This is a genomic window from Pedobacter sp. UYP1 (genome assembly GCF_040547305.1).
Lineage (GTDB): Bacteria > Bacteroidota > Bacteroidia > Sphingobacteriales > Sphingobacteriaceae > Pedobacter.
In genome coordinates this window covers 651,171-677,908 of the sequence record NZ_JBEPPL010000002.1, presented here as the reverse complement: position 1 = coordinate 677,908, position 26,738 = coordinate 651,171, and the positions used below count along the sequence as shown (strand labels likewise).

General features: G+C 40.5%; 22 protein-coding genes and 1 tRNA gene. 9 read left to right on the top strand and 14 right to left on the bottom strand.

What is annotated here, in order from left to right:
- Positions 1-41: 41 nt before the first annotated feature.
- Both ABIB30_RS06925 and tilS read right to left on the bottom strand, forming a co-directional pair.
- Entirely contained in the window at positions 42-524 is a 483-nt protein-coding gene (locus ABIB30_RS06925; protein WP_354300518.1) for a hypothetical protein, read from the bottom strand.
- Positions 525-1,859, bottom strand: a complete 1,335-nt coding sequence (gene tilS / locus ABIB30_RS06920) for a tRNA lysidine(34) synthetase TilS (protein ID WP_354300516.1) — start codon at positions 1,857-1,859, stop codon at positions 525-527.
- A gap of 187 nt (positions 1,860-2,046) precedes the next feature.
- Here tilS and ABIB30_RS06915 point away from each other — a divergent pair, with 187 nt between their 5' ends.
- Positions 2,047-4,704: an OstA-like protein gene (locus tag ABIB30_RS06915; RefSeq protein ID WP_354300515.1), complete on the top strand. Its 2,658-nt coding sequence runs from the start codon at positions 2,047-2,049 to the stop codon at positions 4,702-4,704.
- Here the strand turns inward: ABIB30_RS06915 and rdgB are convergent.
- Positions 4,673-5,257: an RdgB/HAM1 family non-canonical purine NTP pyrophosphatase gene (gene rdgB, locus ABIB30_RS06910; RefSeq protein ID WP_502931082.1), complete on the bottom strand. Its 585-nt coding sequence runs from the start codon at positions 5,255-5,257 to the stop codon at positions 4,673-4,675. The two genes, ABIB30_RS06915 and rdgB, sit on opposite strands and share 32 nt — an antisense overlap.
- A complete protein-coding gene (locus ABIB30_RS06905) occupies positions 5,254-5,916 on the bottom strand; it encodes a hypothetical protein (RefSeq protein ID WP_354300513.1) in 663 nt (220 codons plus the stop codon). Before ABIB30_RS06905 ends, rdgB begins: the two co-directional genes overlap by 4 nt.
- Before the next feature lie 110 nt (positions 5,917-6,026).
- On the opposite strand from ABIB30_RS06905, the gene ABIB30_RS06900 reads away from it, so the two are divergent.
- From ABIB30_RS06900 to ABIB30_RS06890, 3 genes are read left to right on the top strand one after another with little or no spacing between them, the layout of a single operon-like run.
- Complete coding sequence (locus tag ABIB30_RS06900; RefSeq protein ID WP_354300511.1) at positions 6,027-6,617, top strand: hypothetical protein; 591 nt, start codon at positions 6,027-6,029, stop codon at positions 6,615-6,617.
- 60 nt (positions 6,618-6,677) lie between these two features.
- On the top strand, positions 6,678-8,045 hold the full coding sequence (locus ABIB30_RS06895) for a peptidylprolyl isomerase (protein WP_354300509.1): 1,368 nt from the start codon (positions 6,678-6,680) through the stop codon (positions 8,043-8,045).
- A gap of 2 nt (positions 8,046-8,047) precedes the next feature.
- Entirely contained in the window at positions 8,048-9,010 is a 963-nt protein-coding gene (locus ABIB30_RS06890) for an AAA family ATPase (protein WP_354300508.1), read from the top strand.
- A gap of 720 nt (positions 9,011-9,730) precedes the next feature.
- On the opposite strand, the gene ABIB30_RS06885 is transcribed toward ABIB30_RS06890, so the two are convergent.
- The 7 genes from ABIB30_RS06885 to mutL all read right to left on the bottom strand — a co-directional run bounded on the left by ABIB30_RS06885 (position 9,731) and on the right by mutL (position 17,847).
- Positions 9,731-10,621 (bottom strand): glycerophosphodiester phosphodiesterase family protein, encoded by an 891-nt coding sequence (locus ABIB30_RS06885; RefSeq protein ID WP_354300506.1) that lies wholly within the window; start codon positions 10,619-10,621, stop codon positions 9,731-9,733.
- Positions 10,622-10,771: 150 nt separating this feature from the next.
- Positions 10,772-11,629: a nuclear transport factor 2 family protein gene (locus tag ABIB30_RS06880; RefSeq protein WP_354300504.1), complete on the bottom strand. Its 858-nt coding sequence runs from the start codon at positions 11,627-11,629 to the stop codon at positions 10,772-10,774.
- 57 nt (positions 11,630-11,686) lie between these two features.
- Positions 11,687-13,147: a cysteine--tRNA ligase gene (gene cysS / locus ABIB30_RS06875; protein ID WP_354300502.1), complete on the bottom strand. Its 1,461-nt coding sequence runs from the start codon at positions 13,145-13,147 to the stop codon at positions 11,687-11,689.
- A 72-nt stretch (positions 13,148-13,219) separates the two neighbouring features.
- Positions 13,220-14,329, bottom strand: coding sequence for an endonuclease/exonuclease/phosphatase family protein (locus tag ABIB30_RS06870; RefSeq protein WP_354300500.1), 1,110 nt, complete (start codon positions 14,327-14,329; stop codon positions 13,220-13,222).
- Positions 14,329-15,195, bottom strand: a complete 867-nt coding sequence (locus ABIB30_RS06865) for a rhomboid family intramembrane serine protease (RefSeq protein WP_354300498.1) — start codon at positions 15,193-15,195, stop codon at positions 14,329-14,331. The genes ABIB30_RS06870 and ABIB30_RS06865 overlap by 1 nt, the downstream gene beginning before the upstream one ends.
- Positions 15,188-15,925 carry a rhomboid family intramembrane serine protease gene (locus ABIB30_RS06860; RefSeq protein ID WP_354300790.1) on the bottom strand — a complete coding sequence of 246 codons (738 nt, stop codon included), beginning with the start codon at positions 15,923-15,925 and terminating at the stop codon, positions 15,188-15,190. The genes ABIB30_RS06865 and ABIB30_RS06860 overlap by 8 nt, the downstream gene beginning before the upstream one ends.
- A gap of 2 nt (positions 15,926-15,927) precedes the next feature.
- Entirely contained in the window at positions 15,928-17,847 is a 1,920-nt protein-coding gene (mutL, locus tag ABIB30_RS06855) for a DNA mismatch repair endonuclease MutL (RefSeq protein WP_354300496.1), read from the bottom strand.
- Positions 17,848-17,967: 120 nt separating this feature from the next.
- Here mutL and ABIB30_RS06850 point away from each other — a divergent pair, with 120 nt between their 5' ends.
- On the top strand, positions 17,968-19,803 hold the full coding sequence (locus ABIB30_RS06850) for a serine hydrolase domain-containing protein (RefSeq protein ID WP_354300494.1): 1,836 nt from the start codon (positions 17,968-17,970) through the stop codon (positions 19,801-19,803).
- Between the two features lie 138 nt (positions 19,804-19,941).
- Positions 19,942-20,014 (top strand) — tRNA-Thr (locus ABIB30_RS06845).
- 56 nt (positions 20,015-20,070) lie between these two features.
- Here the strand turns inward: ABIB30_RS06845 and ABIB30_RS06840 are convergent.
- Positions 20,071-21,033, bottom strand: a complete 963-nt coding sequence (locus ABIB30_RS06840; protein WP_354300492.1) for an isopenicillin N synthase family dioxygenase — start codon at positions 21,031-21,033, stop codon at positions 20,071-20,073.
- Positions 21,034-21,369: 336 nt separating this feature from the next.
- Here ABIB30_RS06840 and msrA point away from each other — a divergent pair, with 336 nt between their 5' ends.
- Both msrA and ABIB30_RS06830 read left to right on the top strand, forming a co-directional pair.
- Positions 21,370-21,969: a peptide-methionine (S)-S-oxide reductase MsrA gene (msrA, locus tag ABIB30_RS06835; protein ID WP_354300490.1), complete on the top strand. Its 600-nt coding sequence runs from the start codon at positions 21,370-21,372 to the stop codon at positions 21,967-21,969.
- 226 nt (positions 21,970-22,195) lie between these two features.
- Positions 22,196-23,101 carry a hypothetical protein gene (locus ABIB30_RS06830; RefSeq protein ID WP_354300488.1) on the top strand — a complete coding sequence of 302 codons (906 nt, stop codon included), beginning with the start codon at positions 22,196-22,198 and terminating at the stop codon, positions 23,099-23,101.
- A 64-nt stretch (positions 23,102-23,165) separates the two neighbouring features.
- Here the strand turns inward: ABIB30_RS06830 and ABIB30_RS06825 are convergent, their stop codons facing one another.
- Together ABIB30_RS06825 and ABIB30_RS06820 are read right to left on the bottom strand one after the other, a co-directional pair.
- Positions 23,166-24,485 carry an SGNH/GDSL hydrolase family protein gene (locus ABIB30_RS06825; protein WP_354300486.1) on the bottom strand — a complete coding sequence of 440 codons (1,320 nt, stop codon included), beginning with the start codon at positions 24,483-24,485 and terminating at the stop codon, positions 23,166-23,168.
- A 20-nt stretch (positions 24,486-24,505) separates the two neighbouring features.
- On the bottom strand, positions 24,506-25,720 hold the full coding sequence (locus ABIB30_RS06820) for an OmpP1/FadL family transporter (RefSeq protein WP_354300484.1): 1,215 nt from the start codon (positions 25,718-25,720) through the stop codon (positions 24,506-24,508).
- 271 nt (positions 25,721-25,991) lie between these two features.
- Here ABIB30_RS06820 and ABIB30_RS06815 point away from each other — a divergent pair, with 271 nt between their 5' ends.
- The gene (locus ABIB30_RS06815; protein WP_354300482.1) at positions 25,992-26,624 is read left to right on the top strand and encodes an NAD(P)H-dependent oxidoreductase; all 633 of its coding nucleotides are present in this window, start codon (positions 25,992-25,994) and stop codon (positions 26,622-26,624) included.
- Positions 26,625-26,738: the final 114 nt, after the last annotated feature.

Sequence of the window (26,738 nt, the reverse complement as noted above, 5' to 3'; positions counted from 1 at the left end):
TATTTGATTTGTGACAGAATAACTTCTTCTGCACAACAGGATTATTTCTTCATTTCGGCCTGAATGACCAAAAGCATCTCATTTGGTCTTTGTGTACCAATGAAATATTCCAGACCATCGCGGTCTGTCAACACGACTGCATCTTTACCGGAAGAGTAAAAACGAATACTTCCTTTACGGTGCAGATTGTATACCGGGTTATTGAAAAGATAGCTACTATAAGTATCCTTTCTGACATCAGTGATACTATTTAAATCAATCTTCACCTTTTTTGCGGTCCACAAGCCATCAATGATCATACTTTTATTGTGGATGATCGTTTTATACTGAATCAGAAATAATAAGGCAATAGAGATACCAATGATCCCAAAACCCACCACAAGAAATAAGTCTTGTGTATTGTCGCGATCTCTTTCATATACATATGCACCAAAACAGAAAGCGGCCATTAACAAACGGATACATATCCTGATGTAATCACGACCTATATATTGTTTCTCCAGAAAAGCGTACTTATTGCTCATTTAATTTAATTTCTGCTCGAATATAGCGACTTTTTTTGTTGTAGCTGTTACTTTATATCTATTGTCCTGCCTTAAGCCTGCTACCCATACTACATCCCCGTTCCCATTAACGAGGATTGGAATACTATCTTTTTGGGGCAGAGGTATTTTCTGATCAATAAAGAAATCACTTAGTTTTTTATAGTTTCTCATTCCGATCGGCATAAAACGATCCCCCTCCTGCCATGTTCTGACCACTATAGGGAATATCAGCCGGTCTGCATCGACAAATGCTTTCTGTGGATTATTCTCAAAAGCCAACTGCTCAGTGTAAGAAATCTCAATAACCTGGTTGCCAAAGGCTATTGCTATATCCGAAGGATGAATGATCTTGTTCGTATAAACCTCTTCGGCTGTAATGGTTGTCACAATCAGTTCATCCCGGTTCAGTGTAATGCGATGACCAGCACTGTAAAAGGAAGTCCCGCTTTGCTTATTTAAAGAACCAAGCAGCTCTTCCACGACTGTTTCCGTAAAATTATAAACCTTTAACAGTTCAAACAAAAGAAGTCTTTTAGGGTTCAGTGCTTTAATTTTGTCCAGCGAAAGATAAACACCCTCTTTTCTCTCCTCCAGCAATGTCGTCCTGAGCCCGGCAACAGTTTGCTGCAAAACCAACTCCGTTTCTGCGAAACGAAGAATATTATGTTCAAAAGTCTGCTCCAGATTAGGATTGATCTCCTTAAGTAACGGGATTACGCCTAGTCTTAGTTTATTCCTCGCATAGGCCGTACTTGCATTAGAACTGTCTTCCACGAAATCATAACCTTTTTCTTGAATCACCCCATCTATTCCTGCACGGGATAAGAAGAGTAGTGGCCTGATTAAGTTATCCCGCTTAGGCAGTATGCCGTGTAAGCCTGCAATACCTGTCCCTCTCACTAAATTCAGCAATACTGTTTCTATCGCATCATCCTGGTGGTGTGCAACAGCGATATAACTATAATTTTCCTGTATTCTTAATTCTTCAAACCAGCGGTACCTTAAATCTCTGGCTGCCATCTGAGTAGATATTTTATGTTCAGCAGCATACGCTTTAGTAGCGAAATGTGTAACATATAACGGTACTTCCAGCCGTGAAGCCAGCGCACTCACAAAACGCTCATCTCTTTGTGACTCTTCCCCCCTCAGGCCAAAATTACAATGAGCAATTCCAAACTTAAATCCTCCCTCTTTAAAAAGATGGGCCATGAGTACAGAATCTTTTCCTCCGCTAACCGCTAAAAGAATCCGCTGGTCTGGATGGAATAAGGAATTCAGCCTGATGTAATCCAGAAAATTGTGCAAGAGTAACATCCGTCAAAAATAACGATTTGAGGCCAAAAGAAGCAGGAAGAGGTTTTTAAATTCACCGGACAAACAAAATATCAGATAAATTTTAAACAGGCGCCTAGAATGGTCATCAAAAAACTAACTTTGTAAGGTGCGAAAAATTCACATTTCAAGTAAAATAAATACGCTTTTTAACGTTTATGATACAATCATGAACTTCATCTATAGTAATCCCACCTTAAGGATTGCAGGGATCCTCCTGTTTTTCTTGTTACCCTTAACTCTTTCGGCACAGCAGAATGCAGTTCAAACGGCACAACAAAAAACTAAAATCATCCTTCAAAGTTCAGAAAGAAGTAAAATTATTACAAAAACTGATATCACTTATTTAAGAAAACCGGTTTTTAAACAGGATAACGCTATTCTTACCTGCGATAGTGCCGTCTTTTATACGTCCAAGAATTATTTCGAAGCATTTAATAATGTACACATCAATCAGGCAGATACCATCAATATTTATTCAGATTACCTGACTTATGATGGAAATGCGAAACTCGCCCACTTAACGAGCAATGTCCGTTTGCTGGACAGAACTTCCGTATTAACAACCAATGTACTGGATTATGCTATGGCTCCTAAAGTAGGTACTTATGTGAGTGGTGGTAAAATTGTGAACAAGGATGCGACCATCACCAGTAAGAATGGTTATTATTTTGCCAATAGCAGGGATGCTTATTTTCGTTATAATGTGCTGGTGGTTACCGAACAAAGTACAATTAAATCTGATACACTAAGGTATAATACACTGACCAACTGGGCCTATTTTTATGGCCCCACCAACATCAGGGAGAAAGATGGCGGAAATCTTTATACAGAAAACGGTGCATACAATACGAAAACTACTTATGCTTATTTTGGAAAAAACAACCTGTATACCTCCGGCAGTAAGTCTCTCAAAGGGGATAGTTTATACTATGACGGACGTGCTGGTTATGGTAAGGCAGTAAGAAATATTGTATTTAAAGATACTATTGATAAAATGCTGATGCATGGTCAGCTAGGCTATTATTACAAAAAGGACCAGCGGACATTGGTTACTAAAAATGCCTATGCAGGTATGGGTACCAGTGATTCTATTCTAGTCAAAGAAGTGAAGCGTCCCGATAGTTTATGGCTGGGGGCCGATACATTGGAAACACAAATGGTTTTGCAAAAAACATTAAAACTGATTAAAGGCCCTGTCATCAAAAAGGACAATGAATTAGGGGAAGAAAGCAGAGAAGGCAGCAAGGTAGGCAGTAAAAAGGCTAAACCCGGAGATCCGAAAAAACCTGTTGTTCCTGCTGCTGGAAATGGTAAAAATCCTAAAGCCCCGCCTTTAAAAGTCATTTTAACCGCAAAAGATAGTGTAAAACGGGACAGTATGCTGAAGGCGAAAGTCCCTGTTCAGAAAATTGATTCTATCTTCAGGAAAGCGGCGGAACTGAAGGCACAGGATACGTTGCACAAAAAGGCAGCGATTGCAAAAATTGATGCGGTAATTAAAAAGGGTATTCCGGTTTTAAGTAAAGAAACCTTAAAGGCAGATAGTTTAAAATCAGGTTTAAAAGCTGATCCAACTGTAAAAAAGGCTGCTCCGCCGAAGACCGCGCCTGATGTAAAAACAACTGACCCAGCATTAAAAACTGATACCGCAAAGATTAAAACAGCCATTGCAAAAGACAAAACTGACACCTCAAAAGTGAAATCGGATGCTATAAAGGTTAAAACTGATACCGCTAAAATCAAAACCGGGATTAAACCAGTGATTAAAAAAACAACTAAGGATAGTTTGCCATTTAATCCGGCAGATACTGTGCTTACCCGTATTATCAAAGCTTACCACCATGTGAATGTCTTCAAGTCCAACATGCAGGCCAAAGCAGATTCCCTGTTTTATACGAGTGCGGATTCGACCTTACGCTGGTACAAAAACCCAATTATCTGGTCACAAAATTCTCAGCAGACCGGGGATACTATTTATCTGCAACTGAGAAATAAAAAGATAAACTCCGTACAGGTAATCAGCAGTGCATTTGCTGTTAACGTTGATCCGGTAGATTCTGCCAAATTCAACCAGATTAAAGGTAAAATGATTACAGGCTTCTTTAAAGACGGAACATTAAACAGCATGTACGTGGATGGTAACGCAGAAAGTGTTTATTTCACAAAGACTGATGATGGTAAAAAATATGATAAAATGAATCAGACGATCAGCAGCCGGATTAAGGTTAATTTCCGGAAAAGTGAGATCTCGGATGTCGTGCCTATTAAGGATGTCGAAGGGGCAACTACACCCGTTGCCGACATCAAACAGGATGTAATTTTAACAGGTTTTATCTGGAAGCCAGAGTTAAGGCCACGTTCAAAAAGAGATATCACCAACCCAAAACCAGTCGCCAAACCGAAAGCAGCGGCAAAAGCAACAGGAAAACCGGTGGTTAAAACAGGCGCTAAACCGGGGGTAAAAACACCAGGGAAACCAGCGGCAAAAGACTTGAAGGATGCAGCTATTGATGCCATTTCTGAGCAGTTACCTGGCGGGGCTGGCAGCATCCTTAAAAAGGCTGCTAAAGACATTGATCCTCAAATGCTGAAAAAAGCAGCTGACTCTGTGAACCTGAAAAAGAATACGGATATCCCAGGATTGAAAAAGAGTGCTGACTCTTTGAAGAATAAAGTAGATTCACTAAAAAAGAAGATTAATCCCTTAGAAGTTATTCAAAAAGTACCACCAAAAATTGCCGATACGATTCAGAAAATAGTGCCTCCCTTACTAAAGAAAGTGGATTCTTTAACTAAACAGCCTGTTCCTTTAAAAAAGCAATAAGCTTGCGCATAGCAATTGCGCGATGACTGATCTTATTCTTCTCTGCCATTTCCATTTCAGCAAAAGTTACCTGATAACCATCTGGCTGAAAAATCGGATCGTAGCCGAAGCCATGCTCACCAGTGCGGCTTTCCCGGAGTGTACCCTGGATTGATCCCTCGAAGAGAAATTCTTCGCCATTTTGAATTAAAGAGACTACTGTTTTGAACCGCGCTGCGCGGTTCTGCTGTCCTTCCATCTTCTTTAAAACCAATTCAAGATTTGCAGCATCCCCTCTTTCACCGGCATAACGGGCAGAATAGATTCCAGGTTCATTGTTTAAAGCCTCAACTTCCAGACCACTATCATCTGCAAAGCAATCTAACTGATAATTTTCAACTACAAACCGGCTCTTTAAACCTGCATTGCCTGCAAAGCTATCTGCTGTCTCTGGAATATCGGTCATACAACCAATATCTTGCAGGTTCAGGACTTCGTACTGGCCAGCCAATAAAGAGCTGACTTCTTTTGTTTTATTTATATTATTGGTAGCAAAGACTAATTGTCTGATCATATAGAAAGTTTCTTAAGGCTGCCCCACAATGCTTTCTTTCCCGCCTGATCATCAGCAAGCTGATCCAGATTTCCGGAAAAAATAAGTTGTGCAGCACCTTGCATAATAATTTCGTTTACAGGTTGTTCTCCCAAACCAAGATGTAAAGGCGTGACGCCGAAAGCAAAGACCAGGTTACTTTTAAAGAAGTTACTGAATTCTTCAAAACCCGTATTCGCGTAAGCGGCATAATTGAGTAAAGCAAAGTCATTGGCTGTTAGCTGAAGAGCTTTCACGATATTCCGCAATAGCTCTTTTCCTTTGTCAGTACTTACCTCATTCCCGGCATCATTGACCAGGATTAAAATATTCTTCTGATTTTTACCCAGATACTTGAATACTATAGCTTCTGCAGCAGGGATTTTAACTTCAGCAACGGCAATCTTAATTTCAGGAACTTGCGGCGCGATCACCGGCACCACCACTTCAACAATGGGATCAGCAGTTACATGAACAGCATTGGCAGCCACATGAACAGGATTTTCAAGCACAGGAACAGGAGCTGGTTTTAGCTCAGGTTGTGCCGCAGCAAGTATTTTATCATCACTATTGACCAGGTAAATATCCTCTGTAAAAAATAAACGGAGAGCTTCTGTACTGGTAGTTAACTGTTCACCCATGAATTGTGCCTTTTTTGGGAAATATTTTTTGTGTTAAAATTAGTTAAATATCTTATTATAGTGCCTTAATTTATTACTTTTATACCTTAAAAATACCATTTAGACCTTTTGTGAGAAAAATCTGTTTTATTCTTGTTCTCTGTTTTTTCTATTTCAGTACTGTCGCACAAAGCGTAGCTGTAATCAACGGCAGCCCTGTAAGTCAGAAAGAATTTGTATGGGTATATCAGAAGCATCGTCCGGGGAATACCAAACCAACATTAACTGATCTGATTTCTTTTTTAAACATATACATTGATTTTAAGCTGAAAGTTCAGGATGCCCTGGAAGCCGGATTAGATAAAGACAGTACTTATATCGCTGAAACCAGGAATTACGAGCAGGCATTATTAGCTTCAGCACCACCAGAAGCTAAAGGTGCAGACTTTTCGCTGGTCGTTAACGAATTTAAAGAAGCACTTTTACTTTTCAATATTTCCGAGAAGAAAATCTGGGATGGCCTGGAGAATAACGATAAGCAGATACACGAGTATTACAATGCACATGCCGGGTCCTATCCGTCCCTATCTTATGAAGACAGTAAAAGTGAGGTAGCAGAAGACTATCAGAAACAACTGGACTGTAAATGGATCACTGCGCTACGCAACAAATATAAAATAACCATCGATCAGCATACCTTAAGCAAACTGATCAGAGAATAGCACAGACAAATCATTGAATAATAGTAAATTTGCAAATAGAATATAATTGAAAATAGTATAATGAAGAAAATTTTATTGATGGCAAGCGGATTGCTCTTCTTGTTTTTAAACGTACAATCCCAGACAAAAAGCGTAGATAAGGTGATTGCGGTACTGGGAAGCGATGTAATCCTATTGTCGGAATTAAACCAGCAATACGTAATGTACCTGAATTCAGGGAACCCGGTGGATGAGAAAGTAAAGTGTTACATCCTTCAACAAATGCTGGTTCAACATTTATTAAAACAACAAGCAAATATTGACTCCGTAATGGTGGACGATAAACAGGTGGATGATGAACTGGACAAAAGAATGCGTTACCAGATCCAGCGTGCAGGCGGCCAGGATAAACTGGAAGAATTCCTGAACCGTTCGGTACTACAATATAAAGATGAGCTGAGACCTGACGTTAAAGATCAGCTTCAGGCGAATAAAATGCAGGGGACTATCACTGAGAAAGTGAGTATTACTCCTGTAGAAGTAAGAAAATATTACGATTCTTACAAAAAAGACAGTTTACCAGATATCCCTGCTGAATATGAAGTTGGAGAGATCGTAATCAACCCGGAACTGACTAAATCAGAAAAACAGCGTTTCTTTGATAAACTTGATGCGATAAGATTACGCGTTAAAAGTGGAGAAGACTTCGGATTTTTAGCGAAGACATATTCTGAAGATCCGGGTTCAGCGCCAGAAGGCGGTGATTTAGGATTCTTTGACCGTACAATGATGGCTAAAGAATTTACAGCATATGCCTTTAAATTAAAACCAGGAGAACTTTCACCAGTATTTGAAACAGACTTTGGATTTCACGTGCTGCAGGTTGTAGAACGAAGAGGAGAGCAGGTTCACGCCCGTCACATTCTGATTCGTCCGCAAACTACCCCACAAAGTTTAGACCGTGCGAAACTGCATGCAGACAGTGTTTACAACAACGTAATTGCGAACAAACTGAGCTTCTCAGCAGCGGCATCCCTTTACTCTTCAAACAAAGAATCAAAATATAACGGAGGTATGCTCTTATTTGCAGATAACGTTACAGCAAGAACTACATTCATTCCAGCTGACAAACTAGATCCAAAAGTATTCCTTGTTGTAGATACGATGAAAGTAGGCGAAATATCAAGACCAGTACCATTTACAGGAGCAGACGGAAAAGAAGGCTATAAAATTATCCTTTTAAAATCTAAGATTGCACCACACAAAGGTAACCTCGAACAAGATTACGCTAAGTTCAAAGAAAAGGCTCAGCAACAAAAAATGGATCGTGTAATGAGCGAATGGTTTGAAAAAAGAAGAAAAAGCACTTATATTAGAATCGATCCTGACTACTCTACCTGTGATGAGTTAAAGATCTGGACTAAACCATTACCAGAAGAAACAAAATAATTATGCAGTACACTAACGACAAAGCGGCAGTTGATGCCCTTCACCAATTTTACAAGGATATAAAGAATGAAATTGGTAAAGTCGTTATTGGACAGGATGAAGCTGTTAAATCGGTACTCATCTCCATCCTGAGCAATGGACATTGCTTATTGGTAGGTGTTCCGGGACTTGCAAAGACACTACTGGTACAAACCGTAGCAGATGTCCTTGACCTTAACTTTAACAGGATACAATTTACCCCCGATCTGATGCCAGGGGATATCATTGGCTCAGAAATCTTAGGAGAAGACAGGAACTTTAAGTTCATTAAAGGCCCTGTCTTCTCTAATATTGTTCTCGCTGACGAAATTAACAGAACCCCTCCAAAAACCCAGGCAGCCCTTCTGGAAGCCATGCAGGAGAAATCAGTTACCGCAGCAGGCCACAAACACATTTTACCCAAACCCTTTTTCGTTCTTGCTACCCAGAACCCCATCGAACAAGAAGGTACCTACCCACTTCCCGAAGCACAGCTCGACCGTTTCATGTTCAACGTACTGCTTACCTACCCAAGCTTTCAGGAAGAACTCATTATCGTTAAAAACTCTACCGGCAATAACCCCGTTACCCTTAAAAAACTAATCAACGCCGAGCAGATTCAATACTTTCAGCAATTGATCCGTACCATTCCCGTAACCGACAACGTACTGGAATACGCCGTAAAACTAACTGGAAAAACCCGTCCCGGAAACCCATTGGCAACCCCGGAAATCAACCAGTACGTAAACTGGGGAGCAGGCCCAAGAGCCTCCCAATTCCTTATCCTCGGTGCAAAATGCCACGCCGCCATCTCTGGAAAGTACTCACCAGACATCGAAGACGTACAAGCCGTTGCAGAAGCCATTCTCCGCCACCGTATCGTAAGAAACTACCGTGCCGAAGCCGAAGGCCTGTCCGTAGAGAAAATCATCAGGAACCTGCTATAACAAGCTTTCCCATTACATCCTCCAACCAGTCTTTCCTTTTATTTCTCCAACCAGTCTTTCCCTTCATTCCCCCAACCAGTCTTTCCTTTTATTTCTTCAACCAGTCTTTCCCTTCATTTCCCAACCAGTCTTTCCTTTTATTTCTTCAACCAGTCTTTCCCTTCATTTCCCAACCAGTCTTTCCTTCATTTCCCAACCAGTCTTTCCCTTCATTCCCCCAACCAGTCTTTCCTTTTATTTCTCCAACCAGTCTTTCCTTTTATTTCTCCAACCAGTCTTTCCCTTCATTTCTCCAACCAGTCTTTCCCTTCATTCCCCCAACCAGTCTTTCCTTTTATTTCTTCAACCAGTCTTTCCCTTCATTCCCCCAACCAGTCTTTCCTTTTATTTCTTCAACCAGTCTTTCCCTTCATTTCCCAACCAGTCTTTCCCTTCATTCCCCCAACCAGTCTTTCCTTTTATTTCTCCAACCAGTCTTTCCTTTTATTTCTTCAACTATTTCACCTCCCTGCCCAACTGAAGAACTGTTATCCATATTTTTCATTGATTGTGGATTTCCGGCGAGCTAGTCTTTCCGGTTTACAATGGGTTACCCACCCAGGCGGCAAAAAAACAGGGTGTGCTGTTTTCCTGACCTTCGGCTCCTCTTCAGGAGGCGACCAGTCTGAAAATAGCACACCCTGTTTTTTTGATCTCCTCTGGAAATCCCCCCCGGAAAACCTACTTGACAGGCAATTCCAATCGCTGGAATAAATTGGGATAATCAGTGATGATACCATCGACCCCCAACCCCACCATATACTCCATATCCTTCAAACTATTCACCGTCCACGGTACAATCCTGATTCCCGCCTCATGGCACCTGTCCACTAACCCTTTCCCGACCAATACCGCATACGGACTATAAAATGTCGGGCTGAACCCTAAATCCTTAATATTATTCTCGAAATCCTCCTTCTCATCAATCATCAAAGCAGTTCTCACCTTTGGATAATGCTCATGTACATACTGCAAACACCTGATATCAAAAGCTTGTATAATTGCCCTTTTGACCATCTTTTTCTTCACAACCACATCCATCACCAACTGTGAAAACTCTGCTGGTTCAGGATGAAACTCCAAATCACCCTTACGGATCGTTTTGATCTCAATCGCATAATTAGGCTTAGGCAACTTATGCAACTTTACATAAGCCTCTACCGAATCAATCACCTCACTCAACAGCGGCTTATAAGCCCTATACTTCTGCTGACCAGGATACCGCTTATGAACCTTGCTCCCCACATCATACTTACGGATCTGGTCATAATCCATCTCATACATATTATACTTCTTCTCATCCTTCAGCGGAATATCCTTACCATCCGGTGTAAGACTGATCTCATTATTAAAATAAGGTTCATGAGAAAGCACCACCTGCTTATCTTTTGATATCACTACATTCATTCCTAAAGTCGTAACCCCAAGATCCAAAGCCCGCAACATGCCACCAATAGTATTCTCAGGCATTAAACCCCTGGCTCCCCTTTGCCCCTGCTTATCAAAACTCTGACTATAACCCTGTATAAAACATAACACTGCAACTCCAAATAGTAAGTATTTTTTCATCATTCTTTTATTTAATCATTTAACGGCTAAATAGCTTTTATGATACATAAAAGCTTATTTAACCAAAATCCCCTTTAAACACAAAAGGGCCTCTTAACACCAGTTTAAATTAAACTGATACTAAGAAACCCTTTTTATTTGAGAACAAGAAACTTAACGTTCCGCAGGAACGTAAATCTGTTGAATAAGATTCCAGTTAAAATCAGGCTGACGCTCATAAATGAACACATAATTAAAACTCTCTCTTAAATCAGTTCTGTAGTCAATAGTTGCAACTCCATACGTATAAGCTAAATCCCCGCCAGCCGCCTTATCAGCACCAACAGTTCTTAAGCTCATTTTATCAACCATGCTATTATAAAAAGCGATGATCTTATCTTTCCCGATTACAGGCTCATAACCTGGGAATACAACTCTTGCATCCGGATTAAGGAAACCACCATAAGCAGCAATCCCATAAGATTTCAAAGTCATGTTCAACGTTTTTTCAGTTGTTAAAATGATATCTTTCCCAGCAGCAGCCTGTTTTGGCCCACCGAACTTTGGTTTAAAATAATCCTTAGGCTCTACAAAATGAGTAGTTACCGGCTGTAAAGGTTTGTGGTGTTCCGCTCCTAAATCCAGTGCCAATTCCCATTTGCCATTGATTGCTTTCCAAACAGAAAGATACTCACCATAAGCCTTAGTCTCGCCATCTACCGTATAACCACCAGAAGTGAAACCCCAGTCACCGCTGCGGGAAACCCTCGCATAATCAGGTGCCCAGCTCAGATTTTTATCATTAGGCTGGTTTGCATAGAAAGTTTTTGCATCTACCGGATTAGGTCTGAAAACCAATGCACCTTTCGCACTGTAAGCATTAAAGGCAGATTTAATACCATCCTTTGCTGCAGTTGCTGCAAATTCCTCTTCCGCCTTTACTAATGATTTAGTAGTGCCATCAGTATGCTGAGCAGATGCCCCTAAAGTAAAAGTTGCAGCCATTAGGGTGCAGATAATTTTATTGATCATGGTTTAGTTTATAGTATAATAATATAAGGTGTTTTGATTAACGTAAGGAACTTCCGGTTATAATTTATTCCAGGTAGTCCCCTCTTTACTATCTTTTAATTGGATGCCAATATCCTGAAGACCAATACGTATCTTATCAGAAGTAGCATAATCCTTGTTTTCTTTTGCGCTCTTTCTGATATCAATCACCATATCCAACACATCATTAAGCTCCGTATTTGAACTTTCCTCATCCTTTAGCCCGAAGATATCATATACAAAATCCTGCATCAGCTGTTTCAACTTCTCCAGTTCAGCAGCAGAAATACTACCCTTACCATCATAAACAGTATTGATAATTCTTGCTGCCTCAAACAATTCTGCAATAACTACAGGACTATTAAAATCATCATTCATTGCCTTTACACAATTCAACCTGATCGGCTCGATTTCAAAATCTCCCGTTGCAGCAGGTGTCAGTTTTTCAAGCAGACTCAGAGAATTCATCAGTCTTCTGAATCCTTTTTCTGAAGCATCCAATGCATCATTCGAGAAATCCAGCGTACTGCGGTAATGCGCCTGAAGCATAAAGAACTTAACTGTCATTGGGCTATATCCCTTAGATAACAAAGGATGATCACCAGAAAATAACTGTAACGGCATAAAACCATTTCCAGCAGTTTTAGACATTCTCGCTCCATTAACCGTTAACATATTGGTATGCATCCAGTACTTTGCAGGATGTTTATGATAACAAGCCTCCGACTGTGCAATTTCATTGGTATGGTGCGTAGCCGCTAAATCCATACCACCACCATGAATATCGAACTCCTCACCCAGATATTTTGCACTCATCGCAGAGCACTCAATATGCCAGCCCGGAAATCCGACACCCCATGGAGACTGCCAGCGCATTAATGTTTCAGGTTTAGCCTTAATCCATAAAGCAAAATCCAGTCTGCCACGTTTCTCATCCTGTCCACCTAATTCTCTTGTATTAGCCATCATATCATCCAGATTACGATTAGTTAATACGGTATAATTATAAATCTGGCTATATTTCTCTACATCAAAATATACAGTTCCATTAGTTTCATAAGCATAACCATTGGCGATGATATCTTTGATCATTTCAATCTGCTCGATAATGTGACCAGTCGCTGTTGGTTCGATGCTTGGTGGAAGCGTATTGAACATACGCAGTACATCATGGAAACCCAATGTATATTTCTGTACAATTTCCATGGGCTCCAATTGCTCCAGCTTTGCTCTTTTTGCAAACTTATCATCACCCTCATCGCGATCACCTTCCAAATGGCCGGCATCCGTTATATTACGAACATAACGAACCTTGAACCCCATATACTTCAGATATCTGAAGATTAAATCAAAAGAAATGAAAGTACGGCAATTACCCAAATGCACATCACTGTAAACAGTAGGCCCGCAAACGTACATTCCAACATGATGGCCGTTTAAGGGTTCAAAATTCTCTTTTTTGCGCGTAAGGGTATTGTATAGCTGTAAACCGTTCTCCATTAGTATATATATTTATTTTAGTCCGGGAATATGCAGGACTGAAGATAACAAAGATAAAAATTTGTAAGTATATTAATTGATTCTTAAGTCACTTCTTACAGGGAAATGATCAGATAATCTCGCTTGTATAATCCGGTGATTAATTACCTTGATAGTCCTGGTAGCTGAGATATAGTCTATCTGGAAATTTGGAAATTTTCCATTATAAGTACGGCCAAGGCCCGTTCCCTGTTCTACAAAGGTATTATGAAGCGATTTTGTCAACTGTGTTACCGCATAAGAAGCAGGTGTATCATTAAAATCACCCGCAATCAGGAAAGGCGTTTTACAGGATTTCATATGATCTTTCATAATATCAACCTGTCCGCTTCGTTTCAGAAAAGCCGTTTTCAACATACTTACGATCCTTTTTGCCGGTAAAATCTCCGTATCCATTTTCTGCGTTACTTTATCCAGGTAATTATAATCCTGCTTATCAAAAGAGATCGACTGTAAATGAACATTATATACTCTTACCTTCTCTTTATTGATCATCACATCTACGTAGATGCTTGCATTGCCTCCATGATTTGTGCTAAACAAGATACTGCCCTTATTCACGATCGGATATCTTGAAAAGATAGCCAGCCCGGCAGATTCATAATCATTACCAGAAGAAGGTATAAAATAATAGTTGGAAGTTTTCAGGATACGCTTTAGACTATCAGTGATTGCAAACGTTCCTTTGCGGCGGGTGTAATACTCCTGGAAACAGATAATATCAGGATTTTCGTCTTTCACGACAGCCAGCATCTGCTGTTTAACAGATTCATTGCTCGCTTCTCCATAAGGCTTAAAGCTATGCACATTATAAGTCATCATTCTCACCAGTTCAGGAGTCGATTTTGGACCATCACCAGATTCCCCGACAAAACCAACTGTAGCAATTAAAGGATGCCAGCCTATGGCGATGATTGCTACAGTACCTAAAGCAAATACAATTCTGCCCCGTAATATCCACCAAATGATAAACAACACATTTAAAAGCAGTACAAACGGATAAGCCAGCCCAAAAAAAGCAATGAGCTCATGTTCACGCGGATCAAGATTACCAGCCAATATCCCTAACAAAAGAGCAAAAGCCGTAACCATCCCAACCAGCAATGTGATCTTCCCTAAAAACGTAAGCTTTTTTTTCTTCATTAATCCTTACTCGCCTTGAATAAAATCTCCTTTTCTTCTCTGCTTAACTTATCATAACCTGACTTGGAAACTTTATCCAGCACAGCATCAACCTCTTTTTGGTTGACCTTATTACTTTTATTTCTTGCACCAGCACCAGGTTTATCGTTCTTAACCACCTTTAAGGTCGGTTTACGCTCAAACCAGGCGCTTAAATCGTTTCCACCCTGCAAAAGCTTAATATAAACAAAACCAAACAATGCACCACCAAGATGTGCAAAACTGCCACCCGGATTTTGAGAAGCAATGCTGATCAGATCGATCACAATATAAGCCATCAGCAAATATTTTAGTTTCACATTTCCGATAAACATCAGGCTCATTGAATAATCCGGAACTAAAGTAGCCGTAGCCACTGCAATAGCCATTACAGAAGCTGATGAACCAATGATTATTGCTGCAGGAATATAAGGAGCAAAAACAGGGAAAATATTATAAGCAAGCGCATAAACGACTGCCCCCATCACGCCACCAGCAAGATATACCAAATGGAACTGGCGGGGTTTCAGGAAGTCCAGAAAGATCCTGCCCATCCAGAACAGCCATAGCATATTAAACAGGATGTGAAAAATATCATTGTGAAAAAACTGATAAGTCAGTATTGTATAAAAGCGAAAAGGCAGTTTAGGTAATGCTGCAGGAAAAGCAACATACTCACTCACATAATCCAAAAACCGGACATTCGTATTCCCGGCAAGAAAATACGTAACCCCAAAAAGGGCTACAGCAACATATACAATCGTATTGATCCCAATGTAAAAAAATACCGGGTTCCCAGACTGGAAAACTTTATATTTCAGTTCCTCAAACAGATTTTTCTTAGTCATAATAATCGTAAAATGTATTTTTCTCTTTCCATAACTTCACGAGTATAAACCCGAGCAATGCACCACCAAGGTGTGCATAATGCGCAACCGAGTCTCCCTGGACACTTGCTACTCCCAAACTCAGTTCTATCAAAATATAAACAGGGATGATATACTTAGCCTTAACAGGTACAGGAATAAACATGATATAGAGTTCGGCATTCGGATAAAGCATTCCAAAAGCAACCAGCAAACCAAATATAGCACCCGAAGCCCCAACCATAGGGCCGGAATAAATGCTTAACAACGTTTGCCCCTGATCAGGACTTAAACCCCTTAAATTCAAAGAAGCCATGCCCTTTACAATATCAATAGTTACAGCGCCGGGATTAACCGCAGACCCCGTCATTTGATAAACTTCAAAAGCCTGAACGCCCCATTGTAAGGCCAGTGCACCCAGACCAGTGATCAGGTAAAAATTAATAAACCGTTTAGTGCCCCACCTGGTTTCCAGGACAGAACCAAAAGAGAACAGCGCAAACATATTGAATAAAATATGGGTAAAGTTCCCATGCATAAACATATACGTAATTGGCTGCCAGATTTTAAATAGCGGAGAATCAAAGTAAAAAGCACCCAGATAATAGCCCAGGTCAATCCCTTTAGATTCAAAAACATATTTCGCCGCAAAAAACAACACATTGATGATCAACAGGTTCTTAACAACTGGAGGTATATGAATATTATTCATCATTACTTATCAAATTTTCTATCAATTTCTGTCAGTGACATCGTCTGGATGACAGGTCTGCCACTAATACTAAAGTTTGGTGCCTTACAAGCAAACAGCTGCTCAATCAGCATATTCATCTCTTGCTGACCTAAAACAACACCACTTTTAATCGCACTATTTTTAGCCATACTCCTTGCCAGCGCATCCCTTTTATCCAGCTTTAACTCTTGCTGAGAATTCTTAAATCCTTCTATTAAATGTTCAAAAAGCTGAGTTTCATTAATCTGGTTACTTCCCAGATCAACAGGAATTCCCTCAATGACTAAAGTATTTTTCCCAAACTCTCTGACCTCAAAGCCCAGACTCTTGATATCATCCAGTAAACTTTTCGCTAATTCATAATCATTCGGACTTAAGGTGACCGTTTGCGGAAATAAACTTTGCTGAGAAGCCCCCTTACGGTCTTCCAGGTTAATGCTAAAACGCTCGTACAATATTCTTTCGTGTGCCGCCTGCTGATCAATCAGCATTAAACCAGACTTGATCTGCGAAATAATATATTTATTATGCAGCTGCATCAGTTGTTTTTGTATCGGCGCATATTTGTCATCAGGCCCATTTCCAGGCAATTCCATTTTAACCTGCTCTGCCGGCTTCTCCTTAGAAATTTCATACAATGAACCCCAATTCTTAGCTACAGGCTGATGACCGCTGCCATTAGAACTCCTGAATCCTGTTTCTATACCGCTAAAACCAGTCTCCTTACCACCAAAACCAGTCTCCGTACCTCTGAAGCCAGAAGAACCAGAGCCTTTATCACTCTTTTCGTCCGCAAAAGGATTAAAATCAGGATTAAAACTAATACTCGGAGGAATAATTTCATCCAGGTTCTTAGGACTGATCATTCCGCTGAAAGCAGTTTCCTGATCAAAATCAATTGTCGGGCTGATATTAAACCTTCCCAGAGAACGTTTAACCGCAGAATGGATAATCGCATAAATAGATTTCTCATCCAGATATTTAATCTCTGTTTTGGTAGGATGTACATTGACATCAATCTTAGCCGGGTCAATATCTATAAAAAGCACATAGAACGGGAAGTTATCATCTGATAACAAATCTTCATAAGCTTTATTGATCGCATGGTTCAGGTAATTATCCCTGATGAAACGATTGTTCACAAAAAAGAACTGCTCCCCTCTTGTTTTCTTTGCAAACTGAGGCTTGCCTATAAACCCTTTCAGGTTAATAATCGTGGTATCTTCCTCTACAGGAATCAGCCTTTCGTTATAATTATTTCCAAATAGATGGACTATCCGTTGTTTTAAAGCAGAAGAAGGGAGTCTGAAAATCTCCATTCCATCATGATGCAAACTGAAAGAGATTGCAGGATTAGCCAATGAAACCCTTTGGAATTCATCGATAATATGTCTCATTTCAGCAGGATTGCTCTTCAGAAAATTACGTCTGGCTGGTGTATTAAAGAATAGATTTTTGATACATATACTGGTTCCCTGCGGTGTAGCTACAGGCTCCTGTTTAGTTATCGTTGCGCCTTCAATCTCGATCAGCGTACCCAGTTCATCTTCATAACGGCGGGTTTTCATTTCAACCTGTGCGATTGCAGCAATAGATGCCATAGCCTCCCCACGGAAACCCATGGTACGGATAGCAAATAAATCTTCTGCTTTGCGCACTTTTGAAGTTGCATGACGCTCAAAACACATACGTGCATCAGAAACGCTCATCCCACATCCATTATCGATCACCTGAATAAGTACCTTTCCGGCATCTTTCAAGATCAATTGTATCTTATTCGCCCCCGCATCAATGGCATTTTCCATCAACTCTTTCACTGCCGATGCAGGTCGCTGAACTACCTCTCCGGCAGCAATTTGATTCGCAACACTCTCGGGTAAAAGTTGTATTATATCTGACATTTAGTTCCTTGGTAAAGGTCGCTAATTTAACGAAAATAAGCCTTATACATAAATCTTTTGATTATAAATACCATTTAATGACGAACCCGGTACAAGCTTTTTATATCTTTAGCGTTCTGAATGAACTATAAGCTTTTTATGTACAAAAACAATCTTGTTCAAACTATCACCGTTTGTCTTCTTGCGATATCAACCTTCAGTGCTTGTGCACAAGATCATCAAAGAAATGAAGACTTGCTGAAAGTCAACACTAACATCCTTCAGCATACCGTTTTGCTGAATAATCAGCAGAACATTATCCCGCTAACAGCCTTAGAAAAGAAAAACATAGCCTCAGTTAGCCTGGGTTTCGCTTTTCAGAATACTTCGGACAGTTTGCTGAATAAATATGCGAAAGTCACCCCTTTCAGCTCCGCAAAATATGAAAACTCACCCGAACTCCTAAAGCTCGAGGACGACCTGAAATTCTTCAACACCATTATCATTTCCATCCAGGATCTCGAAACAACGAAGCCGAAATATATCAATTTTATCAACTCACTGGCCAAAACCAAATCAGTTATTGTTGCCCTGTACGGCCAGCAAACCAACCTGGTTCCCTTTGACTCCCTAAACGCCCCTATAGTCTGGACTCAGGACAAAAGCATACAATCAGCTTCACTCATCCCACAAATAATTTTTGGAGGAATAGCTGCAAGCAACAAACTACCCCGTAACATCTCAGGAAAATACCTTGCCGGATCAGGTTTTACCACTACCGTTACCCGTTTACGTTACACCGTTCCCGAAGATGCCGGTGTCAACAGTGATAACCTGCGGGATATTGATAGAATTACTGCCGAAGCAATTGCCGCGAGAGCCGCACCAGGCATGGTCGTATTAGTCGCAAAAGACGGCAAAGTGATCTTTAATAAAGCTTACGGAACCCACACCTACGGTGGCCCTGCAGATAAAGTCACCGATATATTTGACCTCGCTTCCATCACCAAAATAACAGCGACCACACCTATGGTCATGCGTTTAGTAGAGCAAAATAAACTAAAACTAGATACCAATATTGGCGCATACATTGCCCTGGCAAGACCAACTGCGATGAACGAAATTCCGGTACGCGAAGTCATGCTGCACCAGGCAGGCTTCATTCCTTACATCGCCTTCCACGACGGCGTTAAAGCAACCGACCATAGTCCGGATTCATCCGCAGCTTACCCTACAAAAGTTGCTGACGGATATTTCATCAGAAAAGATTATTTCAAAGACGTCATGTGGCCTCAAATGCTGAACGCCCCAATCAGAACCAGAGGTAAATACGTATATAGCGACATCAGTATGTATGTCATGAAAGATATCGTGGAGCAAATCAGCGGAGAGCCTCTGAACATCTATACAGCTGAGAACTTTTATGCACCCTTAGGCATGCAAACTGCCGGTTTTCTGCCAAGAAACAGATTCAGCAGAGATCAGATCATTCCAACAGAGGACGACACCTATTTCAGAAAAACATTACTGGTAGGTTACGTTCATGACCAGGGAGCAGCGTTAGTCGGTGGTGTTTCAGGACATGCAGGTCTGTTTGCCAGCACCAATGACATGGCCATTATGTACCAGATGTTTCTGAATAAAGGAACCTACGGTGGCCAGACCTATTTCAAACCGGGCACAGTAGAGACCTTTACCGCACAACAATCCAACGTGAGCAGAAGAGGACTGGGATTCGACCGCTGGGATCCGAACCTCTCTAAGAAATACCCTTCTTCAACAGCTTCCTCACAAACCTATGGCCACACCGGTTATACTGGTACAGCAGTCTGGGTAGACCCATCAAGAGGCCTGGTTTACGTGTTTTTATCCAACCGTGTTAATCCATCAGTCACCAATAAGCTAGTCAGCATGGGTATCCGTTCCCGTATTCAGGACGTCATTAATCAGGCAATCGACAAAGGAATGGACAAATAAACCAAAAGGCTGCAAAAAATAAAATCCCTATAAAACAGGGAGATATAAAAATAAACCGTTTTTTTTAAAGAAGAGATTTTGTATTCAGGATCAATTTTTCTATAATTGCACCCGGTTAGCGAATAACCGGACATTAAAGCCTTCTTAGCTCAGCTGGTAGAGCAACTGACTTGTAATCAGTAGGTCATTGGTTCGATCCCGATAGAAGGCTCGGAATAACAAAAAAGGGTTCATTTTCATGAACCCTTTTTTTATGCTTAAGATTTCTTACTTCTTCAAGCCTATTTCTCTTAGACGTTCGTCCAGATACTCACCAGCCGTCATATCAGTATATTGTTTTGGATGCGCCTCATCCACACAAGAATCAAGACTAGTTAAGTCCATATCAGAACGTGGGTGCAGGAAGAAAGGTACTGAAAAGCGTGAAGTCTTCATCAGCTCTCTTGGTGGATTAACCACCCTGTGCGTAGTAGAACGAAGCTTATTGTTCGTTAAACGCTGCAACATATCACCAACATTCACAACGATATCAGAATGATGCGCCTTAATCGGCAACCACTCATTGCTGCGAGTCAGCACTTCTAAACCATCAGCACTAGCACCGATCAGTAAAGTAATCAAGTTAATATCCTCATGCGCACCAGCACGTACAGCATCATCAGGTAATGCTTCAGGATTCTCGATCGGGAAGTAATGAATACCTCTCAAAATAGAATTTCCGTTATGCACATGCTGATCAAAATAATCAATAGGTAAGCCTAAATAAGTAGCAATCGCTCTCAACAAATGTTTACCATTACTCTCCAGCTTTTGATAAACCTCATTCGTTACCTCGTTGAATCCTGGAATCTCTTCCAAATACTCATTATCAGGATACTCATATTTAATCGGATCACCATCAACTACCGTCTGACCAATTTGCCAGAATTCTTTAAGATCTGCAGTTTTAGCACCCTTAGCAGTTTCTTTACCCGGGCTCGTATAACCACGTTGTCCCGCAAGCTCAGGTTTTTCGTATTTTGCTTTCTGATCAGCCGGCAAACGGAAAACCCCTTGAATATTCTGATATAATTTATCAATCAACTCCTGGCTTAAGCCATGATTAGTAATCGTTACAAAGCCCGAATCATTGAAAGCTCTGCCCAGTTCGTCAGAAAATTTTTTACGATCGTGTTCCGTTCCGTCAATATAAGAACCAAGATCTAAGGTTGGAATATAAGGTGTAGACATAATATTTCTTTAATGTTTGATTCAAAACTATAAAACAATTGTTAATAAACTCGCTTAATATGAATTACACCACAGCATCACACTAATTTACAACATTTTAAGTTATTAACATTTACCAACAAACCCCCAATATAACCGATAATATCAGTTGACCACTATACTTACCAACACCTGGCGATCGACTAATGTTTTTATTAACAGAATTACCGCACACCCAATCAACAACCACATTTTATCAGCACACTGTCAATTTAGGACACCAACAAAACCACAACCCCTTTACCCACGTATTTCTAATCATAAATCCATTAAATTTATATCCTAAACACACACAAAATGAAATACCTGGTAATCATAATGCTTCTGTTTGTATCCATAAACGGAGCAAACGCACAGCAGAAAAAACTACAGAAAGCCACCTTCGGTATGGGCTGCTTCTGGTGCTCAGAAGCCCTCTTCCAGAAACTAGATGGAGTAACCGCAGTCAGATCAGGCTTTGAAGGAGGCTCTTACCCAAATCCAACCTACGAAGAAGTTTGCTCAGGCACAACCGGACACGCAGAAGTTATTGAATTCAACTACGACCCAGCAAAAATCTCCTACGATGATCTGCTCGAAGTATTCTGGAAAAGCCATGACCCAACAACCCTAAACCGTCAGGGAGCAGACGTCGGCACCCAATACCGCTCAGTAGTCTTTTATAGCACTCCTGAGCAAAAAGCAGCAGCAGAACACTACAAAGCACAACTCAATAAAACAAACGCTTACGGCAAACCAGTAGTCACTGAAATCACAAAAGCAGAAACTTTTTATAAAGCCGAAGGATACCACCAGGATTACTTTAATAAAAATTCAGATCAGCCCTACTGCAGACTGGTTATTTTACCAAAATTGGAGAAACTGGAAAAAGTATTCAAAGCAAAGCTGAAACACTAATCAATAAAACTGGTAATCAAAAAAGGCTAATCATCCTGCCAAATTGGAAAAACCAGTTGAACCGCTAAAAAAATAAATGACCTGTTTTCAGTACCTAATTCATTCTTCATGAATTCCAGTATGAAAACAGGTCATTTATTTTTTAGCGGTCCAGTGCAGTAAACATAGCTTTCTCATACATAAATTATGGTCATGTTATTTCTTACCTTAAAGAAAAACAAAAACCATGAAAAAAAATTATTTCATTCCGCTATTAACCCTGGCTACCCTACTCGTCCAATGTAAAAAATCTGACCAGCAGGAAACCAGCAGTAAAACCTCAAAAACAGGAATCAGTGCAACCCAAGCCACCTTCTGCGCGAGTTGTCAGGAAAGCCCAACCAAAGTAAACACCAGCGAAGCTGTCAACTGGGCAATAAAATTTGCACCCCTCATCAAATTTGACCGTGCAGCCCCCGAATACCCTTCTCCCGTAGAAGACATTTGGGCAAATACTCTTCAATCCAGTATCACCTGCAACGGCAAACTAGTCTTTCAAAAAGACCCAGAATCCAAAAGCATGGACTTCCCCACCTATTACGATGTACAAACACACCCTACAGACCCCAACCGCATCTTTATAGAGTATTGGTGGGCATACAAACGCCAAAGACCATGTATTGGAAATGTTGGCGGTCATGATTATGACCTGGAACATATGGTCCTTCAAGTGGATAAACAAGCCCAGCGCATCATCACCACCACCTACTTTCAACACTCAGGATGGTTCACCAGAAACGGAAGAAATCTGGCTGAAGGAAAAAGAGTGGAAGCCTACGTAGGGAAATTAGCTCACGGTATGTACCATGATTCCAGAGACAAGACTATCATAGGATTTGAATGTTCTTATTACGGTGATTACAGAAACCCTGGTGGCACTAAAGACGAAGTCCTGACTGCCAACAACCTCGTAAGAATGGGCTGTGACAAAGATGAATTCAGTTTCAATGGAGACTGGGGAATTGGCCCGGGGCCGCTTTACAGAGACCGTAACTACTGGAACTACAATGCTTGTATTGGCAAAGATACTTTCGGAACAAATGGCTGTGCAGCCAGTGAATTTGGAGACAACAAGAAAATAGGAGATTTATAATTAATAAAAAAAAGCGGCCTTCCCAATTGGGGAGGCCGCTTTTTAACAGATTTCTACCAGGGAATTAAGGAAATTTAACCCCTCTGTATTTCGTCACATCTACAGTTGGAACACTAGATCCATACTGTGAATTGATAGATTTAATAAACTCATTCGCTACAATCGCGTAACCAAATGGAGTCAGGTGAATCCCATCTAAAGAGAAAAGATTTCCAGTAATATATGCTGCGCTAACTGCCGCACCGTTCACTACCTTACCAGCCCCGTAAGCTTTAAGCAAAGCATTGGCGTCTACTAAAGCAAGGCCATTTGCCGCTGCCACACTTTTGATCGTTGCATTATAAGAATTTGTATAATCAGCAACCACAGCAGCTTCTGTTTTATCCAATACATATTTACTTTCAACTGGATTTCCAGGATGTAAACCATAAGGCAAACCTGCCCCGTTAGGTTTTCCGATCAAGTTTGCAGCTTTTAAAGGAAGTAAGAAATAATCCTCTGCTGTAGCAGGTCTCGGAGCTCCCGTACCAGGCTGAATAAAGATAGCCTGCACAGTTGGCGCAGAAGCCTGAACCGCTGTTAACAATGCTTTTAAAGTAACTGTTGTAAAATAAGGCGTACTCAAAACATCAGGAATAGTAGCGACTACACCTTTAGCACCAGTACCACCAGCTCCACCTTTGATCATTGTACTTGCAGCAAGATTATACAATTGCGTAAATAATGCTTTATCAGTAGGGAAATCTGCTGCAACAGCAGCCCCACCAGTTGCATAACCCAAAACGTCATTATTACCTAACCACATACTAAAGAAAGTAAAAGGTTTAGCATTGACAAAACTCAGGTAAGACGTTGTATTCGCTGGTGAAGTATTTGGCAGCAAACGTTCAAAATAAGGATTTAAATTCCCGTAATAAGTAAGCGTAATATTGTTCAATCTGATTCCCGGTACACCGTAATTGTTCAGATCACCTGCATATTTTGTAAAAAGAGGAACCGTTCCGAAACCCGGAACATTCGCCGAACCGATCACTGCCTGCGCAGGTACATCAGTAATGACAGGATCTCCTGTAGCCGTGAAGCTTGATAGTTTTTTATAACCTGATCCATCAGCCTGGTTTGCATTGAAAAAAGGCATGCTGAAAGTACCACCACCAACAGTTTGCATTTGCGTACCAATCATCAGTGGAAATGCATTCTGCTGACCTTCCAGATATAATCCGCCATCAGCGAAACCTGAAGTTAAAGAGTTTCCGACCGCAATATATCTTGTAAAATCTGCACTCCCTTTACTGGGGGTTATTGTTTTTAGTTCTGGCTTGCAGGACGCAGCTGTAACAACAGCTACTGCAAGAATACTTCTGAATATAAATTTCGAGTTCATAATGTTTTGCTGAAAGGTGATTACCATTTATAAGATAAAGCAATGCCAGGGATATAAGCAACGGTTTTGAAATCCCCGCTTAAATTGGTTTCTATATTGGTTTCATTTCTTGATTTAACATTTTCATACAAGAAAGATAAATCAATGCTGAAACGCTCAGATGCTTTGTAACCTAAACCTGCACTTAGCAGAATACGGTTAGCATCCGGAACCTCTGGTGTTACGTACCCTTTTCCAACAGGTGTAAATGCGTAGGCAGCACCTAGTCTTAAAGCTAAACGCTCGGTCGCCATATTCTGAATACCTACACGTAAAGCACCTCCATCATGGTAATTTCTCGGAGAACTCGTGTTTGGAATTCTTGAATTGTTATTGTAGTCAAAAGCAAGTACTTTGTATTTACTCCAGTGAACCCAGTTTGCATCCACCGCAATGATCGTTTTTGAAGATGGATAAAATCCTAAACCAATAGAAGATGTTGCCGGTAAAGGCAAGTTAGCACTAAACTTAGTCGGGAAACCATCTTGCAATGCCGGTGGAACCCTGAAGATAGCATCTCCTTCTTTTACCTGTGCAGTTACCTGCGAACGGTGTGTTACACCGATGGTTACCCCAGATACAGTTTCTACATAGATACCCGCATTCCAGCCGAAATCATTAGAATGACCTTTAAGCTGAGCAGTAGCCGATGTACCATCGTTTAAAGTAAGCGGCACACCTCTCTTTAAATCAACCTTTCCATTGGTATAGACAAAGCCCGCACCGATACCAATATGATCAGTAATCTTGTAACTTAAAGTAGGCTGTACATAAATAGCCTGAAGATCTAATGAAGTCACTGTATATTTACCAGTCCAGTTTGGATCCCAGTGTACAGCACCACCAAATGGCACATAAACACCCAAACCAAAACGAAGCCTGTTATTCGGATTACCAAACACCGCGTAAACAGATGGATCTACTGTTAATTTTTCTTTGGTATATTCTGTAATGTTCGAACCATTCTCTCTGAAAGCAGCTTTCAGGAAAATTGCGCTTCCGCCGGCCTGTACACCATTCTTTTTAAGGAAAGACACCGCACCAGGGTTAAAAAACACAGCTGCTTCATCTAAAGCAACCCCTGTACCTGCACCGCCCATTGCGGTTTGCTTTTGTCCCTGAAGGTTAACCTGGTAGGATTGGGAGTAGCCCAGAATAGGCACTGCCAGTAAAAAACTTAGTAAAATCTTTTTCATATTTGGTTGGTATTAAATTGACGTTTTGCTTGTTGCTGTAAAAATCGGATCGCTCATTTATTTTATGCAAGCATAACAATTAACGATTTTACTAAAAAAACAAAACTTATCCAAATCTTAAGGGAGATTTCTTTTCGTTCATTTAATTCAATATCATCCAAAAGTAAAATCAATCTTGGTTTTGATCAAACCTAAATAACATACTTACATTTGTTAACACTGTTATTAATTAGATGTTACAACAGACATACAACCCTTAAAATAAAAAAATATGAGTTTAATAGATGCGCTTAAATGGCGGTACGCAACAAAAAAAATGAACGGAGAAAAGGTCCCACAAGCCCAGGTTGACCAAATTATTGAAGCTGCACGTCTTGCGCCAACTTCATCTGGCCTTCAGCCATTTAAAGTAATCGTAGTCACAAACCAGGAATTAAAAGCAAAAATCCAGAGCGTTGCTTTTGGACAATCTCAAGTAGTTGATTCTTCACACTTGCTTATTTTTGCAGCATGGGATAACTATACGGAACAAAACATCAGAGCTTCTTTTGCCCGTACCAACGCTGAGCGCGGCCTTCCTGATGAAACTCCATCAGATTATGAAATCCAGTTAAGTTCAAACTACACGACAAGAACTGAAGAAGTAAACTTTAACCATGCCGCAAGACAAGCATATATTGGTTTTGGCGTAGCACTTGCAGAAGCTGCCTTGTTAAAAGTAGATGCAACTCCAATGGAAGGATTTAATCCTGCTGAGCTGGACGAATTATTAGGTTTAAGACAAAGAGGTCTTCGCAGTGTTACCCTGTTACCATTAGGTTACAGGAGCGAAAGCGAAGACTGGTTGGTAAACTTGAAAAAAGTACGTACCCCAAAAAATGAATTCGTTATCGAATATAACTAAAATAATACCTGTTTAAATTCAAGCAGTAAATAAAAAGGAGTCCGGGAAACCAGGCTCCTTTTTTTGGGATAAAAAAAGCAGGGTTTCCAGCACAATGACTTCGGTAAGCGTAGG

Bases quoted from the DNA above. Each gene is read 5' to 3' on its own strand.
- ABIB30_RS06885 (WP_354300506.1), bottom strand. From the start codon at position 10,621: ATGATGAAAAAATACTTACTATTTGGAGTTGCAGTGTTATGTTTTATA.
- ABIB30_RS06870 (WP_354300500.1), bottom strand. From the start codon at position 14,329: ATGAAGAAAAAAAAGCTTACGTTTTTAGGGAAGATCACATTGCTGGTT.
- ABIB30_RS06925 (WP_354300518.1), bottom strand. From the start codon at position 524: ATGAGCAATAAGTACGCTTTTCTGGAGAAACAATATATAGGTCGTGAT.
- ABIB30_RS06840 (WP_354300492.1), bottom strand. From the start codon at position 21,033: ATGTCTACACCTTATATTCCAACCTTAGATCTTGGTTCTTATATTGAC.
- ABIB30_RS06850 (WP_354300494.1), top strand. From the start codon at position 17,968: ATGAACTATAAGCTTTTTATGTACAAAAACAATCTTGTTCAAACTATC.
- ABIB30_RS06860 (WP_354300790.1), bottom strand. From the start codon at position 15,925: ATGAATAATATTCATATACCTCCAGTTGTTAAGAACCTGTTGATCATC.
- mutL (WP_354300496.1), bottom strand. From the start codon at position 17,847: ATGTCAGATATAATACAACTTTTACCCGAGAGTGTTGCGAATCAAATT.
- ABIB30_RS06890 (WP_354300508.1), top strand. From the start codon at position 8,048: ATGCAGTACACTAACGACAAAGCGGCAGTTGATGCCCTTCACCAATTT.
- ABIB30_RS06825 (WP_354300486.1), bottom strand. From the start codon at position 24,485: ATGAACTCGAAATTTATATTCAGAAGTATTCTTGCAGTAGCTGTTGTT.
- rdgB (WP_502931082.1), bottom strand. From the start codon at position 5,257: ATGATCAGACAATTAGTCTTTGCTACCAATAATATAAATAAAACAAAA.
- ABIB30_RS06815 (WP_354300482.1), top strand. From the start codon at position 25,992: ATGAGTTTAATAGATGCGCTTAAATGGCGGTACGCAACAAAAAAAATG.
- ABIB30_RS06880 (WP_354300504.1), bottom strand. From the start codon at position 11,629: ATGATCAATAAAATTATCTGCACCCTAATGGCTGCAACTTTTACTTTA.
- tilS (WP_354300516.1), bottom strand. From the start codon at position 1,859: ATGTTACTCTTGCACAATTTTCTGGATTACATCAGGCTGAATTCCTTA.
- ABIB30_RS06830 (WP_354300488.1), top strand. From the start codon at position 22,196: ATGAAAAAAAATTATTTCATTCCGCTATTAACCCTGGCTACCCTACTC.
- cysS (WP_354300502.1), bottom strand. From the start codon at position 13,147: ATGGAGAACGGTTTACAGCTATACAATACCCTTACGCGCAAAAAAGAG.
- ABIB30_RS06895 (WP_354300509.1), top strand. From the start codon at position 6,678: ATGAAGAAAATTTTATTGATGGCAAGCGGATTGCTCTTCTTGTTTTTA.
- ABIB30_RS06820 (WP_354300484.1), bottom strand. From the start codon at position 25,720: ATGAAAAAGATTTTACTAAGTTTTTTACTGGCAGTGCCTATTCTGGGC.
- ABIB30_RS06905 (WP_354300513.1), bottom strand. From the start codon at position 5,916: ATGGGTGAACAGTTAACTACCAGTACAGAAGCTCTCCGTTTATTTTTT.
- ABIB30_RS06915 (WP_354300515.1), top strand. From the start codon at position 2,047: ATGAACTTCATCTATAGTAATCCCACCTTAAGGATTGCAGGGATCCTC.
- msrA (WP_354300490.1), top strand. From the start codon at position 21,370: ATGAAATACCTGGTAATCATAATGCTTCTGTTTGTATCCATAAACGGA.
- ABIB30_RS06865 (WP_354300498.1), bottom strand. From the start codon at position 15,195: ATGACTAAGAAAAATCTGTTTGAGGAACTGAAATATAAAGTTTTCCAG.